Raw genomic sequence first — 15,569 nt, forward strand, 5'->3', positions numbered from 1 at the left:
CTACGTCTACAGAAGAAACAGCATCAAGCTCAAGTTCTGTTTCAGGTAGCGATGCTTCAGCCAAAGCGTGGATTGCTAATAAGGAATCAACAAATTCTTATAGCGCCCGTAATGGCCAATATATTGGTAAATACCAATTGAGTTCATCATACTTAAATGGTGATTATTCTGCAGCCAACCAAGAAAAGGTTGCGGACAGCTACGTTAGTGATCGTTATGGTTCATGGTCAAATGCCAAGAGCTTCTGGTTAGCTAATGGTTGGTATTAATATTATATAATCCAAGTATAAAAAGGTCGGACTTAATGTCCGACCTTTTTTAATTGAGTATAGCAGTACCAATCGTCAAGTACGTTGCAAATAGCAACCATAACATATATGGCACTAGTAAGTATCCAGCGTAGCGGTGAATACGATAGGCATATTTCAGAGTGAACATAACCAGCACATCTAAACCTATAATTACCAGTAGTCCCCACCAAAAAGCATTTCCGCCAAAGAAAATAATACTCCAAATAAAATTAACAGCTAATTGAACAACAAACAAGCCAATAAAGCGATTTTGATAACGCTTATTTTTTGTCGCAATGCAATAAAGAAAGCTGTAGCCATCATAAAGTAAAGTAATGGCCAAACAATACCAAAAACATATGAAGGTGGTGATAACACCGGTTGGGTTAAATGATTATACTTAGTTGCAATGTCACCTGCTAACAATCCAGATAACCAACCAATACCTTCTACAACTAATACAATAATAATAAACTGTACAGTTGCAAGTACCTTGTTATTTTTCATAATGACTGTCTACTTTCTCAATGAACCAATGACAATCTCACAGATTAGCCAATACAGCGATAAAATCATCAATTGTTTTTTGCCATGTGATACGTTGCAAATAGTTTCTAGCATCCTGTGTCATTTTTTGCAAACGACGACTTGGTGACGCTATAGCCTTTTCGATAGCTACAGAAAGTTGATATTCATCCAAGTGCGTTGATATATAAGTGTCTTTAGACATAAACCATGGTCCGGAACCTTCAGCAAAGTCAATAACAGGCAATCCAGCACTCATCATCTCAAATGTTACTAATGAGAAGTTTGTCATAGATGGTGCAATACCAAAATCGTTGTCTCGGTAAAGTTGCAATAACTGTGAATGATTCAACTTCCCTAAATTACGACCATTAATGAATTGGTATTGACTGTCTGACCCAAAATAAGAAATTTCTAATTCAATTCCTTTCTTTTTTAGCAGTCGTTGGCTATTATTCAATACCATTTGAATGTAAATGGGCGCTCGTCTTGGGCTCACCCACTTTGTGTAAACTGCCAACTTAATTTTTTCTTATCTAAATATTGACTAAAATCGCGTTCTTGGAAAGGATATGTTGAGCTATCAACAGGGAAATTAATGCTTTCAAGTGGACTATTAACCACACAATTTTTTCGATCAAATCAGCACACCATGGACCTAAACTCACCATATGTAAGCCAAGTTCATACGTTTTTTGGCTAATTGATAACGATCACCATAGGCATAAAAGTAAGGTTCATAATCTTGAACAAAATACATTTTATACCCTTTGAAATTTTTAATCACATAAGCGGATTCCCATAATGTTGCAATCCAAATATCAGATTGATGTCGTTCTAAATCATTAATACCTAAACAAGTCCCTTGATATCCAGGGCAATTAAACGCTGCGTTCTCTTCCATTTCTTCAACAGGCTGTTCAACATAACTTAAATAATAGACTTGGTAACCTTGCTTACTCAACGCTGTTCCAAGATGCAACATCGTTGTCTGTCCACCGTCAAAAGCAATAATACCCGTCGTGACAAACGTCACCGATTGATACTGCTTTTTTGTATTTTGAATCACTGGATCTGAATTAAAATAAGGCATAATATCATCATAAACATGAATATCACCTTGCGGCACATCGACTACCTTTTTTATCAGACATTTGTTCTCCCTTCACTACAATCATCCTATATCATTTATAAGTTTCCTTGTTTTTATCTTAACTCTATTTAAGTCAAATAACAAAAGAGACGATTTCAGCCACTTAAACCATATAAAAAGACTAATAAATCCTAATTATTCAAGGATATTCATTAGTCTTTTTATGAGTATTATCATATTTTAATCTCATTTAAAGAGACTTAATTACCACAACTTAATCACAAACAGACAAATTTGTAGCGCTATCATAATAAATAAAATAATTAGCCAGCCCGCTATTTTTGTCGGTAATAATTGATAATAGCTCCTTGATTCTCCTTCTTCAAAACCATGTGATGTCATAGCCATAGCTAGATTATTAGACCATACTAAAGCTTGGCTAATCGCCTTAAAGTACAAAATTGGTGACCAAAAACTGAGCACTTGTCCTCGCATTAATGCTACTGCTCGCGTTGTTTTAACAGCCGTAATAACTTTAGGAATGAAATTAAAAGCTCCAAGAATACCATAAACAAAGGTAGCTGACATTTTAGCATTTTGTTCCAACGCTCTCAATAGTTTATATAGCACCATCGTTTCCATAAAGGCTGCACCCATAAAAATATAAGCCCACACACGCGTTGTCATGACTAAAGCAAAATGTAAACGATCAGCGCTATCACCTCTACCGAAAAAATAGAAAGATGTAAATGATCCCAAGGCTGGTAAAATCGACATCATGGTCAAACGAACTAATGTCTTAATTGGACATTTTACCAGAATCAAAATCATAATACTGATCACAATTAGCGCCATATTCACGACGACGGAATGTGTAAAAGCAATTTCAACGGAGATGAGCAGAACTAATAACAACTTCTGTGATTCATTCATGAGGCTACCTGCTGACAATAGTGCAAACCATTTTTATCAAAATGCACGTGATAATCAATATAAGGTAACAGATTATGCGTTTGATGTGAAATCATGATAATGCTCTGATGTAATAATGCAGTTGTGTATTGTAATAATGACATTAATACATGAATAGAATGCTCATCTAGACCTGCTAATGGCTCATCCATTAATAAAGTTTCTGGTGCAATAATCATCATAATTAAGATTTGTAATTTTTTTGCTGACCACCTGATAACTCATAGACTGAATGATGAGATAATCCAATTAAATTTAATTTTTCGACTGCATCGGCTATCACTTCAGCTGTCCAGTAATCACTACGATGGCTATGTTGTTGTGCTTGTTCGATTTCCTCGGCAACAGTAATATTTAGAAACTGTTGGCTCGCATTTTGAAACACCATTCCAACTCGTCTTGCATGATGTTTTAATTTGATACGATGCAGTGGAACGTCTTGATAGGTTAAATCACCAGAATATGCCTGTAATTTAGCCATTGCCCGTAATAAACTTGATTTACCAATACCATTTGGTCCAGTAATCAATGTTATTTTACCCTTTGGCCATACTAAATCCGTATTTTCGAGTATCCTTTGATTGCCATTACTTAAACCCATATGTTGCATTTGAAAAATATTTTGATTAAATGGTGCATTATCTACACGATTCTGTTGCTGCGTTGACTTAAAAAATCACCCCATGCAGCATCAGCAACTCGTTCTAGTTGCTGATTTTCCATATGATATAAATGCGTGATGAGCGTATCATAATTACTTTTATCATGATCGGATACTAAAATGCCGTGTCCTTCGTCGACTAATTTTTTGAGTACCAACTGTAATTCTCGACGATGTATCGGGTCAACTGCCGCAAATGGTTCATCTAATAAAATTATTTCAGCACCTAATGCTAATGTTTCAGCAAGTGCAACTTTTTGTAATTCACCACCCGATAACTGTGACAACTGGCGGTGCTGCAATGACGCTATACCAACCGATTGAAGCGCTTGATCAATTCGTTTATCTATTTCTTCTGCAGCTAACGACAAATTTTCGAGTGCAAAAATCATTTCATCTCTAACATTGTCCATCGCAAACTGCTGTTCAGGATGTTGAAATAATATAGCGATTTGTGGCGCGCGTTGATTCGCTTTTATCGAGTGAACAGCAAGACCATCTAATGTCACTGCACTACTTAACACCCCGCCGTATTTTGGATACAGACCGGCAAGTGCCATCATTAAAGTCGATTTCCCACATCCCGAAGGGCCAACTAACAAAGCAAATTGCTTACTCTCCAGCTCAAAATCAACGTCCTTCAAAATAATTTGATTGTCATATTGAATACTTAGCTGATGTGTTTCTAATTTCATACCTACAGTCAACTTTCTTTAATCACATTCAATACCAACGTTCACTTCAACAATTTTGACTTTTCTAATAAGCGAACAATCCAGTAAACTAATACGCCTGCAAAAAAGCCAACTGAAATCCAACGCACAATAAACAAACCAATTAACATACCTATATTCAATTGTAGGTAGCCATCATGAAACAATGACCAAAAAAGGTTACGGCAGTTCCCGTTAATGTTGATAAAATCAATCCTAATTTCCAACTTTTATAACCCGTTAATGTAAAACCAAGTTCCGAACCAATCCCTTGAATAAATCCTGAAATAATTGTCGCAACACCCCAATAGCCACCCAATAAAGCTTCACCAGTGGCTGCTAATATTTCACCAATCAAGCCAGCACCTACTCTTTTAAGTAAGTAACTCGCTAATGGCGCAGCCATCATCCATGGCCCGATTGTAATAGCAATTGCATAGGGATGTAGTCCCATTGGGACTAACACCGCATCTAGCGCTGCATAAATCGGATCCATAATAAAATAAATGACACCGAATCCAATCCCGATTAAAGCCATCAAAATGACTTCTCTAAGTGACCATTTGTACGCCCTTGATGTTTGTACTGCTTCTGAATTTTCCATAATCTCCTACTCCTCCTAGAGAAAGAGGTCCTTATGTATCAATAAATTGCCCGATGACTAAATCAACGTAAAAAGCCATCTATTGCAAAAGAAAAATGCAACAGACGGCACTAAAAACCAATCTAGCTTATCTTCCTTCGCAGGTATTAACCTACAGGTTCAATGGGTATTATCTCAACCTTACGGTACCCCAGATAAATAATTTAACTACGACGTTAGTATAAGTTATCCTTTTTCCTAAATCAAGAACTTTTTTATCCTTCCATTCAAAATCGTTCAGAAAAGTATTTGCAATAAATGATGAAGTTATGCTATGCTAACGTCATTAAAAATAATAATATGCTGTCCACTAGGGGTGCCATTTTGGCTGAGATGATGTAAAGTCAATCCCTTTGAACCTGATCTAGTCAATACTAGCGTAGGAAAGTGGTATTCTGATAAAAGATACCTTTTTTTACTTAGATTTCACCTAGGTAAAGAAGGTTTTTTATTTGTATTCTACTAGTGGCAGCTAGGAGGATTTATGTTTTCAGATGAACTAAAACTAGCAGCAGCGCCTATTATGGCGGAAATTCACAAACATCCATTTGTACAAGGTATTACAAATGGGCACGTCGACAAAGCGGCACTTATTTTTTATGTACAGCAAGATTATCAGTACTTAAGTGAATTCATTAAAATTTATGCTAATGCTATTACAAAACTAACCGATCGTAATGAAATGACCTTTTTTGCCAATTCAATTGATTTTATTTTGAATAGTGAAATACATCCCCATCATGTCTTTTGCGATGTGGCAGGTGTTCAGTACGAAGATTTACAACACGCTACCCCAGCACCCAAAGCCTATTTATATGAATCACATATGTATCGAGCAGCTGACACGGGTTCTCTCATGAATATTCTGGCTGCCTTTCTGCCTTGCCCTTGGACTTACGGTGAAATCGCCCGTCAACAAGTTGCTCAAAACGCTAACACTGATGATAATCCATTTAAAAGTTGGATTGATTTTTATGCCGGTACGGAAAATGACGCTGATGAATCCTTATCAAAACGGGTCTTTAGCTGGATCGACCGCCTCGCTTCAGAAGCAACATCTGAGCAAAGAACTCAGGCAAAACAATTTTTCCTAAAGAGTTGTGAACTAGAGTGGCAATTCTGGGAACAGGCTTTCTATCAACAAGATTGGCATTTTAAATCAATCATTAGTCAACCCGAGGCACAACAATCATGAAACAATATCCTCAAGCGCTAACGATTGCCGGCACCGATTCGGGTGGTGGTGCTGGTATTCAAGCTGATATTAAAACAATGCAAGCTTGCCATGTATTTAGTACTAATGTGGTTGTTGCGGTTACCGCTCAAAACACGCTGGACGTGCAAAAAGCCTTTGCACTCCCCACCGATATGGTGGATGCGCAGTTCGCCTCTATCTATGAGGATTTTGATATTAAAGCGGCCAAAACCGGTATGCTAGCTGATGCTGAACACGTTGCCTGTGTTGTGCAAAATATTAAAAAATATCATATACAACCACTAATTGTTGATCCTGTCATGGTTGCCAAGGGCGGTACACGTTTATTATCTAAAGATGCTATAGATTCTGTCATTCATGATCTCATTCCCTTAGCGACTATTGTGACACCTAATCTTCCTGAAGCAGAAGCCATTACTAATATGACAATCAAAAATCATGAAGATACACGTACTGCAGCTAAAAAATTGCTAGTATGGGGGCTAAAAACGTCATCATCAAAGGTGGCCATCAAGACAGTGATATTATTTCTGACTATGTACTACTATCAGACGGGACTGACTTTTGGATGGCAAGTCCAAAGGTTGACACAATTCGAACACATGGTACAGGCGACACTTTATCTTCAGCCATTGCTAGCGCGCTGGCTAAAGGCGATACCATCCCATCAGCAATTCGTTTTGGGAAGTCTTTTATCGAAACAATCATTCAACAAGATATTATTGTTGGCCATGGACACGGACCATTAAATCATTGGAAAATGGCAGGTACCCCAAATGAAATTTAATAAGGCTATTTTAGATATGTATTTAGTTGCTGGAACACAAAACGTTCATGGTAATATTGATTCTTTTTTATCCCAATTAGAAGCAGCTTGCCGTCACGGCATTACAGCATTTCAGTACCGTGAAAAAGGTCCTAGCGCTTTATCTGGTACAAGAAAACTTGAAATCGGACGCTTAGCACATGATATCACTCAGAAATACCATGTTCCTTTTATTGTTGATGACGATATTGAACTCGCCAATCAATTAAACGCAGATGGTCTTCATGTCGGGCAAAACGATACTGATATTTCACAAGTTTTGCAAGATGCGCATAACATGTTTGTTGGTTTATCCATCAACACAAAAGATGAATTACATGATGCTCAAAAGGTGTCTGGTATTGCCTACCTAGGTATCGGTCCTATTTTTTCCACCCAAAGTAAACGCGATGCAGCACCAGCAATCGGAACACAAAATCTCCACCAACTATCCCAAGCAACAGATTTACCAACGGTAGCAATTGGCGGTATTAATGAACATAATGTTCAATCAGTAAGACAGGCACCAGTTGATGGCGTTGCAGTCATTTCAGCAATCATGAATAGTAGCAATGTTGCAGCAACCATATATCAGTTAAAAGGAAAATCATTATTATGACACTGACCATCGAAAAATCAGAACCACTAATCCTATCATCCTTAATGTTGCTAATATGGTAACACCTCAACACGTTGCTGATGCCATTAATTTTATTGGGGGTTCGCCCATCATGTTCACAGATCCTCGTGAAGCTGGCGATCTTACCGGTATTTCTAACGCTTTAGTTCTTAATCTAGGTTCCACAAATCCTGAAGCATTCAAGAGTGTCATCAGCAGTGGCCGGGAAGCAAATAAAAAGGACATCCCAGTGGTTGTCGATCCTGTTGCTATTGGTGCTTCCAAAATAAGAGATACTAATTTTAAATTACTGAGCGAAAGCGTAAAAATCGCTGCCATTCGAGGAAATATCAGTGAAATTGCACATATCGCTGATGTTGCTTGGGCTAGCAAAGGCATTGATGCTGGGCAAGATTCTGGTGATAAAATAGCTATTGCCAAAACTGCAGCTATTAAGACCGGCGCCTTTATTATCATATCCGGTGAACAAGATATTGTAACCGACGGGCATAGCGTTTTTATCATTCAAAATGGTAATCCACAATTTGCAACCAATGTCGGTGCTGGTGATATGCTAGACGGTATTATCGGCGTTGCATTGGCAACAGAGTTCAACTTAGAGTCCTGCGCTTTCGGTACTGCTCTGCTATCAGTTGCCGGTGAAATCGCTGCTCAAGAGTATCCTAATCAACCTTATTCTTTCTTTAATGCAGTCTTTGATACCCTAGCACAACTCGATGATACAACATTTCAAAAGTACGCAAAAATTATACAAGAATAAATAAAAAAGCAATGATGAACCATTATAATTCATTATCGCTTTTTTATTTTACGGTCCAGCCACCATCAATCGGTACTACTGAACCATTAATATAATCTGCTTGAGGACTAGTTAAAAAGAGTGTTAAATGCGCAACTTCTTCGGGTTTCGCCCATCGCCCAGCTGGCGTTTCATCAGCAACTTGTTTTGCCATTTCACCGCCATTTTCAAAATCTTTATGATTCATGGGTGTTTGAATCGCACCAGGTGCAATTGCATTAGCATGAATCCCCTTATGAGCATAATCATATGTTAATTGTTTTGTATATCCTGCAATCGCATGTTTGGTCATTGTGTAACCTGCCCCACCGCCACCAGCAACCAGTCCTGCAATGGAGGACATATTAATAATATGACCATAGCCATTAGCTAACATGCCAGGTAGCACACTGTTAGATAAGATAAACATCGGCGTTAAATTAGTTGCAATCATATCTTGCCAAGATGCATAACTTGTTTCTAATGAAGGCGTATAATCATCTAGCTTACCAGCAGTATTCAACAAAATATCAATATGAGATACTTGCTGTACAATAGCTGCTGCTATTTCAGATAATTTCTGATGATCTGTTATATCTAACTTGTAGCTGGTTAATTGTGCATGTTCTATCGGAATATTTTGACGGTCTATTGCAAAAACATTTGCGCCCGCTTCTAAATATAATTTTAGTTGTTCTAATCCAATACCTGACGCTGCACCGGTTATCAGAACATTTTGATTTGAATAATTTTGATCTATCATCTTATTTCGCTAAATCAACAATCTTACTTAAAGCAAAAATCACAACAGCACCAACAATCAAAGATGCCAATTCTCCAGGTACAACAGTCACATAATATGCCCACCATTGCGCCACTAAACCACCATTGCTACCTGAAGGAAAAGCATTGTGAACGCTCAAATTAAAGGCTAAAACAAATTCAGCCGCTAATATTGCCATTCCTAACGTTGATACCACAATTGTCGAAATTAATATCTTAATTATCGTATTTGTCACACGCCGTGTTAACCAGTAAGTAACAGCAGTCATAATGACCGTTCCTAGCGTACCAAATACCCAGTCGACCCATCCAAGTGATGTGGGTGATAGGAAATTAGCAATAAAGACGCCTAGTCCCAAAGCTAATATATAGCGTTTATTAAAAGCTGATAAATGATTCAAACCTTCTGATAAACGTAATTGGACTGGTCCAAAAGCAATCGGCATCATACTTAATGTAATTGCTGCATAGATAGCTGCAACAATTGCTGTTAATGTGATTTCACGTGCTCTATTTTGTTTCATTTTCAATTCTCCTAGTTTTTTAAGTGGGATGGTTACGAACCACTATTGTCTACTCTAACATATTTATGATGAGCCCAAAATAAAAACGCCATTCGGCGTTTTTACCACTTCATCAATTGTAAAAAATGAATTTTACCAAGAAGCCTTCTTCACACCAGGAATTTGACCCTTGTGTGCCAATTGGCGGAAGTTCAAACGTGACATCTTGAATTCACGCATATAAGCATGAGGGCGACCATCAATTTGGTCACGGTTATGTGCACGTACAGGTGATGAGTTCTTTGGCAATGCTGCCAAAGCGATGTAATCACCCTTGGCCTTCAACTCAGCACGCTTGTCAGCATACTTAGCAACCATTGCTTCAATCTTTTTTGCCTTTGCAATCTTTGACTTCTTTGCCATAAATTACTTAATCTCCTTAAATGTCACTACTTTGCGAAGTTTTGGTGAGTACTTCTTTAACTCCAGGCGGTCAGGCGTATTACGACGATTTTTTGACGTCAAGTAAATACGCTCACCAGTTTCATCATTGCCTAAAACGACGTGGATACGCATAATCCTTGCTCCTTAGTGTGGTTTATTAAAAATTAATTTGCTTGTCAATACAGATATTTATTATACATAACAAATGTACGGGTGTAAAGGGCTTTTACCATATTTGATTATGTTTTCTTTTTTAACGATGTATCATCATTCTTTTCTTCATAATGATATAAATTACAGCAACAATATAGATACCAATAAGACGGTCAATATAATCCGTGCCAACTTGTACCAAAAAGACAGCTAACGCCTGATTCATACCAAGACCCGACATAATTTGAACTAATGAACTGGATCCAGATGACGTAATCCCATGAAATAAGATAACCGTAATTACAGTACTAACAATCGTCGCTGGTAAAGATATGATGAACGCCAGCCACCATAAACTTTTTTGTTTTGAATGCCTATTCGTCTAAACATTACGCCAGCTACTAGTGCAACAATCAATTGTGATGGCATGTAATAGATTGAAAATAAATCACCAGTTAAACCATTGATTAGTGCCGTTAAAAATCCAACAATTAACGCTGCAACCGGCCCTAATAATGCCGCTGATAAAATCGTACCAATGGTATCCAAATAAATCACAAGATGCAGATATAATGCTAAATGACCACCAACAATATTAAGGACAATACATAGTGCCATCAAGGTTAAAATTTGCGTTGAAATCTTCTTACCCATGTGTATTAGTCTCCACCATAATCTGTGTGATTGTTTTAGCTAATATTTCTTCGGGTAAATGTGTAATTCTAGACAAAAAGAATACCATAAAATTTGAGGCATCAACATCTGTTAGTACGTAGCTATTAGGCGTTTTGCGCCAAAAATCGCCGACATCAACAATAGATTGCCCAATCGCTACACCATCTGTGCATACTGTCGTGTAAGCGTCAAACCCTCGAGCAAATCTGTCAGGATTAATTGCATAAGCAATAGCTAACGGATCATTAATTACCGCACCAATCACTTGCTCTTGTTCCCAATGAAAGTCAAAATAGAAAGGTAAAATTTTACCTAGTAACTCGCCCACTTCTGAATGACATTGTTTCACAAAATATAATAAATTCGGTGTGAACACAATAGGTCGCGTGACATCTAAATTAACCATCTCTACCTTAACCGGCATATGATCAAAGACATATTGTGCGGCATCAGGATCTACCCAAAAATTGTACTCAGCAACGGGCGATGTATTACCATGGCTTTTAAATGTACCGCCCATCACAATAAACCGTTGAATATTTTGCCAAGCTTTTGGATTGTTTTTTAAAGTTAAAGCAATATTGGTTAGTGGTGCCAAAGCAATAATCGTCATATCGCGGTGCGTCATCAGCATCTCATTGATAAATTGCTGTGCATCGCTGTGAGGCTGTGCATCCGTAACAGGCGGTATGTCAGCATTGCCTAAGCCATTATCACCATGTGTGTCTTGAGCGCTAACATAGGCCTTTTTAAGCGGGGATTTAGCACCACTATACACCGGAATATCCAAGCGTTGTGCCCAATTCAAAATTTTAAGAGCATTTGTTGTACCTAAATCAGTGGGGACATTCCCCTCAGCTATTGTAATGCCGAGAATGTCTAGCTCTGGTGAATTAACAGCCAGTAAAAGTGCCATCGCATCATCAATGCCCGGATCAGCATCAATAATTACTTTTTGTTTCTGCATCTAAATTTCCTACCTCTCATTAATGATTGAAGATTCTTGGTTTTTTATTACTGGGAAGTTTTCGAACCAGTCCAAAGCATCATCGCTTTGATTTTTTAAATGCATCTTTGAGTATACGTCGTTTGAAGGGCGATGTCCACGCTACTCACCAACTCGTATTAATTTTGGACAAAATAAAAGATGCTGCGCACACGGCACAACATCTTTGAATATTCTAGTTAAAATAATGGGTTTAGAATTGCTTTTCTAATGGTGGTACAACTTGTTTCTTACGTGAAACGACACCTGGTAAATCGATAACATTCGTTACCAGATCGCCAGCGAATGCTGCCTTAACTTCTGCGTTAGCATCACCCAAAAAGATCGCCTTTGAATTAGAATTCAAAATGTCCGTAATAACAAATAAGAAGTTGTCATATCCCTCTGCCTGACGTTCAGCTTGCATCTCTGATTCAATACCTGCTTGACGTGCCAAAACATCATCAATGTCAACAGTGTTAACTTGTCCAATACGGAATGACTTACCGCCCATCTCAAATGACTTAGCATCCCCATCAATCAATTCCTTATCAGAACGTGATGATAGATCAGTACCAGCCTTCAAGAGGCCAAGGCCATAGGCATTGACATCCTCTACCTGAGCCATTTTAGCCAATTCTGGCAATGCTTGACGATCAAAGTCAGTCGTTGTTGGGCTCTTTAACAGCAAAGTATCTGAAATCAAACCAGAGAGTAAGAGTCCGGCAATTTCCCGTGGTAATTCAAGGTTATTTTGCTTATATTCATAAAAAAGAATAGTAGAAACTGAGCCCCATGGCTTAGCTGTAATATAAAGTGGTGTGGATGTGCTAAAGGCAAATTTATGGTGATCATAAATACCAGCGACATGAACGTCAGCTAGGTTATCAATGGATTGTGCTGCTTCATTATGATCAACTAACACAACATTTTCAGTATCTGCTGATGTAATAATACGTAAAGGTGATACACCAAAGTAATCCAACGCAAATTGTGTTTCCGCGTTTGGCTTACCCTGTGCAACGGCTTCTGTATCTTCACCATAAGCATGGTTCAATAAATAGCTAGCACCAATAGCTGATGCAATTGTATCCGTATCAGGATTTTTGTGTCCAAAAACAAGTGTGTTTACCATAATCATTTAATCGTGTGCTATGCCACAATTCATATACTTATTGGGCACACAAACTGTGGACGCGCACCTTTCTCCTCTAAATTTATAGTTCCATTCTACCAAATAATTAAGCATTTGTCGTTGTTAAGGTTAACGGCTTAATCATCCAAGGTGTGCCATTCTTCTCAATGTCAACGACGTATTGACCATTGCCAACACGTTGAGAACCATGATAATCACTCAACTGCAACTCTTGCAACTGATAACGATTCGTTAGTATGGACAAGGCTTTTACTTGATCGTCAAATAAAGTCGCTGTTGCAACATGATAAGCAACCGTCTTCTTTTGAGTAAAAATAGCAACACCCTTACGCGCTCTGGAAGATGGTGTGATTTCTTTTACTGGCATGTACTTAAATGCACCATTCATGGCAGTAATCGCGACCTGCTGTTTTTTATCGCGAATCAGCAATGCTCTAACGACTTCATCTTCTCCCTTGAGATCCATTGAACGGACTCCAGAAGTTCGTGCACCAACTACAGGTACCTCATCAAGACTATAACGCAAAGCAAAGCTATCATGTGATAGTAACAAGACATCAACATCTATCGATGTTGTCACATAATCGATATCTACAATATAGCTAGCTGCTGTTTTCAACTTCATCGCCACAATTGTCTTTTTCTTATAAGTACGACTTGGTTGTAAATCAGATAGTGCTGTTTGTTTAATATAGCCATCGTTGGTTGCCAAGACAAATGTCCCTTGACCAGCTAAATCATCTACAACAATGACTTTCAGAATCACTTCATCACTCGACCAGTTACTTAGTTGTTGAGAAAAATGTTCACCAGAATCTTTCCAACGCATTTCTGGCAATTCATGCACTGCGCGATAGATGACATTGCCTTTATTAGTAAACATATATAAATGTTGCGTTGTATTAAGTGTTGACTCCAACACAACCACATCATCTTCAGCTAAACCGTTTTCGTTGCCTGAAGCCTGATGAGAACGCAATGAAGACCGTTTAAAGTACCCATTACGTGAAATCAATACAGCGACATTCTCTTCACTAATCATGACACTGTTATCAATAACTAAGTTCTCCACTTCCGCCTCGATTACGGATAAGCGTGGCGTGGCATAATCTTTCACGATCGCTTTAATTTCATCACTAATCACAGCATTTAATGTCGCTTCGTCATCCAAAATCAATTGCAAACGATCAATTTTAGCTTTCAAATCAGCAAACTCTTGTTCCAACTGAGTCACATCTGTATTGGTTAAACGATAGAGTTGTAACGTGACGATTGCTTCAGCTTGTTGCTGTGTAAACGCAAAAGCTGTGATCAAATTTTGAGTCGCATCTTTGCGATTCTTTGATGCTCTAATCGTTGCAACGACTTCATCCAAAATCGATAACATGCGAATCAAGCCTTCAACAATATGTTGTCGTGCTTGGGCTTTAGCCAATTCGTAAGCTGAACGCTTCAAAACAACTTCTTTTCTAAAGTCCAGGAATGCTTCTAATCCATCACGTAAACTAACATGAACTGGTCGTTGGTTATGGATAGCCACCATATTGAAGTTATATGATATTTGTAAATCAGTTTTCTTAAATAGGTAAGTTAAAATTCCTGTCGCATTGGCATCTTTATTAAGTTCAATAACGACCGATAGCCCTTCACGATCTGACTCGTCGCGCACTTCTGTAATACCGGCAACTTCTTTATTCAGACGAATATCATCAATCTTCTTAACTAAATTAGCCTTAATTACTTCGTATGGCAATTCAGTAATCTCAATTTTTTCTTACCACCTTTAAGATCACTAATGATTGTCTTAGCGCGAACGATAATTTTACCGCGTCCTGTTTCATAAGCTTTTTGAATACCATCTAAACCTTGAATAATACCACCTGTTGGGAAATCAGGCCCCTTCACGTAGCGCATTAACTGTTTAATCGTTGCATTAGGATGACTTAAGAGATAAATCAGAGCTTGGCTAATTTCTTTTAAATTATGTGGTGGTATCTCAGTTGCGTATCCCGCAGAAATACCCGTTGCGCCATTAATCAATAAATTAGGAATACGTGAAGGCAGAACAGTTGGTTCATAGGTTGTATCATCAAAGTTCAAAACCATATCAACTGTCTCTTTATCTAAGTCTGTTAGTATTTCACCAGAAATTTTTGATAACCGCGCTTCAGTATAACGCATAGCTGCAGGTGGATCAGCATCAATAGAACCGTTATTACCATTCATATCAATTAATGGTTCACGTACTTTCCAATTTTGTGATAAACGGACCATTGCTTCATAAATCGATGAATCGCCATGGGGATGAAAATTACCCATAACATTTCCCACAGATTTTGCCGACTTACGATACGGATGATCATACGTGTTGCCATCCTGATTCATTGCAAACAAAATACGCCGCTGAACCGGCTTTAATCCATCACGGATATCCGGCAAAGCACGTTCTTGAATAATATATTTTGAATAACGTCCGAACCGCTCTCCCATAACAGCTTCTAACGATAATTCGGTTATACGATCTGCCATATAGT

At 38.1% G+C, this 15,569-nt stretch carries 14 protein-coding genes, 6 pseudogenes and 4 riboswitches; of the genes and pseudogenes, 5 read left to right on the top strand and 15 right to left on the bottom strand.

From position 1 onward, the window contains the following. On the top strand, nucleotides 1–269 hold a 269-nt coding region (locus LEUFL_RS0103690), incomplete at its 5' end, for an aggregation-promoting factor C-terminal-like domain-containing protein (RefSeq protein WP_010007548.1). A gap of 49 nt (nucleotides 270–318) precedes the next feature. Here LEUFL_RS0103690 and LEUFL_RS11315 read toward each other — a convergent pair. The 7 genes and pseudogenes from LEUFL_RS11315 to LEUFL_RS11330 all read right to left on the bottom strand — a co-directional run bounded on the left by LEUFL_RS11315 (nucleotide 319) and on the right by LEUFL_RS11330 (nucleotide 4,858). After that, nucleotides 319–797: pseudogene (locus LEUFL_RS11315) on the bottom strand (TspO/MBR family protein). Between the two features lie 37 nt (nucleotides 798–834). Continuing rightward, nucleotides 835–1,965: pseudogene (locus LEUFL_RS12405) on the bottom strand (glycosyltransferase family protein). Nucleotides 1,966–2,172: 207 nt separating this feature from the next. Beyond that, complete coding sequence (locus LEUFL_RS0103710; RefSeq protein WP_010007549.1) at nucleotides 2,173–2,841, bottom strand: energy-coupling factor transporter transmembrane component T family protein; 669 nt, start codon at nucleotides 2,839–2,841, stop codon at nucleotides 2,173–2,175. Continuing rightward, the gene (locus LEUFL_RS13120; protein WP_237697894.1) at nucleotides 2,838–3,062 is read right to left on the bottom strand and encodes a P-loop NTPase family protein; all 225 of its coding nucleotides are present in this window, start codon (nucleotides 3,060–3,062) and stop codon (nucleotides 2,838–2,840) included. Before LEUFL_RS13120 ends, LEUFL_RS0103710 begins: the two co-directional genes overlap by 4 nt. Nucleotides 3,063–3,064: 2 nt before the next feature. Beyond that, entirely contained in the window at nucleotides 3,065–3,481 is a 417-nt protein-coding gene (locus LEUFL_RS13125) for an ABC transporter ATP-binding protein (RefSeq protein WP_237697895.1), read from the bottom strand. Nucleotides 3,482–3,522: 41 nt separating this feature from the next. Further along, nucleotides 3,523–4,236 carry an ABC transporter ATP-binding protein gene (locus LEUFL_RS13130; protein WP_237697896.1) on the bottom strand — a complete coding sequence of 238 codons (714 nt, stop codon included), beginning with the start codon at nucleotides 4,234–4,236 and terminating at the stop codon, nucleotides 3,523–3,525. Between the two features lie 41 nt (nucleotides 4,237–4,277). After that, nucleotides 4,278–4,858 (bottom strand): annotated as a pseudogene (locus tag LEUFL_RS11330) (ECF transporter S component). Nucleotides 4,859–4,973: 115 nt separating this feature from the next. Continuing rightward, a riboswitch (TPP riboswitch) is annotated at nucleotides 4,974–5,061 on the bottom strand. Nucleotides 5,062–5,199: 138 nt separating this feature from the next. Next, nucleotides 5,200–5,300, top strand: a riboswitch (TPP riboswitch). 81 nt (nucleotides 5,301–5,381) lie between these two features. On the opposite strand from LEUFL_RS11330, the gene tenA reads away from it, so the two are divergent. The 4 genes and pseudogenes from tenA to thiM all read left to right on the top strand — a co-directional run bounded on the left by tenA (nucleotide 5,382) and on the right by thiM (nucleotide 8,318). Then, nucleotides 5,382–6,092, top strand: coding sequence for a thiaminase II (gene tenA / locus LEUFL_RS0103725; RefSeq protein ID WP_010007552.1), 711 nt, complete (start codon nucleotides 5,382–5,384; stop codon nucleotides 6,090–6,092). Then, a pseudogene (gene thiD, locus LEUFL_RS11335) lies at nucleotides 6,089–6,900 on the top strand (bifunctional hydroxymethylpyrimidine kinase/phosphomethylpyrimidine kinase). Before tenA ends, thiD begins: the two are co-directional and overlap by 4 nt. Next, a complete protein-coding gene (gene thiE, locus LEUFL_RS0103735) occupies nucleotides 6,890–7,537 on the top strand; it encodes a thiamine phosphate synthase (protein ID WP_010007554.1) in 648 nt (215 codons plus the stop codon). Before thiD ends, thiE begins: the two are co-directional and overlap by 11 nt. Before the next feature lie 16 nt (nucleotides 7,538–7,553). Then, a complete protein-coding gene (gene thiM, locus LEUFL_RS0103740; protein WP_029508637.1) occupies nucleotides 7,554–8,318 on the top strand; it encodes a hydroxyethylthiazole kinase in 765 nt (254 codons plus the stop codon). Between the two features lie 43 nt (nucleotides 8,319–8,361). On the opposite strand, the gene LEUFL_RS0103745 is transcribed toward thiM, so the two are convergent. The 8 genes and pseudogenes from LEUFL_RS0103745 to parC all read right to left on the bottom strand — a co-directional run bounded on the left by LEUFL_RS0103745 (nucleotide 8,362) and on the right by parC (nucleotide 15,564). Continuing rightward, nucleotides 8,362–9,099 (bottom strand): 3-oxoacyl-ACP reductase, encoded by a 738-nt coding sequence (locus LEUFL_RS0103745; protein ID WP_010007558.1) that lies wholly within the window; start codon nucleotides 9,097–9,099, stop codon nucleotides 8,362–8,364. A 1-nt stretch (nucleotide 9,100) separates the two neighbouring features. Further along, nucleotides 9,101–9,643, bottom strand: a complete 543-nt coding sequence (locus LEUFL_RS0103750; RefSeq protein ID WP_010007560.1) for a QueT transporter family protein — start codon at nucleotides 9,641–9,643, stop codon at nucleotides 9,101–9,103. A 5-nt stretch (nucleotides 9,644–9,648) separates the two neighbouring features. Next, nucleotides 9,649–9,692: riboswitch (PreQ1 riboswitch) on the bottom strand. An 83-nt stretch (nucleotides 9,693–9,775) separates the two neighbouring features. After that, nucleotides 9,776–10,045 (bottom strand): 30S ribosomal protein S14, encoded by a 270-nt coding sequence (rpsN, locus tag LEUFL_RS0103755; RefSeq protein ID WP_010007562.1) that lies wholly within the window; start codon nucleotides 10,043–10,045, stop codon nucleotides 9,776–9,778. A 3-nt stretch (nucleotides 10,046–10,048) separates the two neighbouring features. Continuing rightward, nucleotides 10,049–10,198, bottom strand: coding sequence for a 50S ribosomal protein L33 (gene rpmG, locus LEUFL_RS0103760; RefSeq protein WP_002815032.1), 150 nt, complete (start codon nucleotides 10,196–10,198; stop codon nucleotides 10,049–10,051). 121 nt (nucleotides 10,199–10,319) lie between these two features. Continuing rightward, nucleotides 10,320–10,873: pseudogene (locus LEUFL_RS11340) on the bottom strand (ECF transporter S component). Further along, nucleotides 10,866–11,861 carry a nucleoside hydrolase gene (locus LEUFL_RS0103770; protein WP_010007569.1) on the bottom strand — a complete coding sequence of 332 codons (996 nt, stop codon included), beginning with the start codon at nucleotides 11,859–11,861 and terminating at the stop codon, nucleotides 10,866–10,868. The pseudogene LEUFL_RS11340 and the gene LEUFL_RS0103770 overlap by 8 nt, the downstream one beginning before the upstream one ends. Nucleotides 11,862–11,891: 30 nt before the next feature. Further along, a riboswitch (PreQ1 riboswitch) is annotated at nucleotides 11,892–11,937 on the bottom strand. A 156-nt stretch (nucleotides 11,938–12,093) separates the two neighbouring features. Continuing rightward, the gene (locus tag LEUFL_RS0103775) at nucleotides 12,094–13,014 is read right to left on the bottom strand and encodes a manganese-dependent inorganic pyrophosphatase (RefSeq protein ID WP_029508638.1); all 921 of its coding nucleotides are present in this window, start codon (nucleotides 13,012–13,014) and stop codon (nucleotides 12,094–12,096) included. 106 nt (nucleotides 13,015–13,120) lie between these two features. Further along, a pseudogene (gene parC / locus LEUFL_RS11345) lies at nucleotides 13,121–15,564 on the bottom strand (DNA topoisomerase IV subunit A). Between the last annotated feature and the right edge of the window lie 5 nt (nucleotides 15,565–15,569).

This window comes from Leuconostoc fallax KCTC 3537, from assembly GCF_000165675.1.
Classification (GTDB): domain Bacteria; phylum Bacillota; class Bacilli; order Lactobacillales; family Lactobacillaceae; genus Leuconostoc_B; species Leuconostoc_B fallax.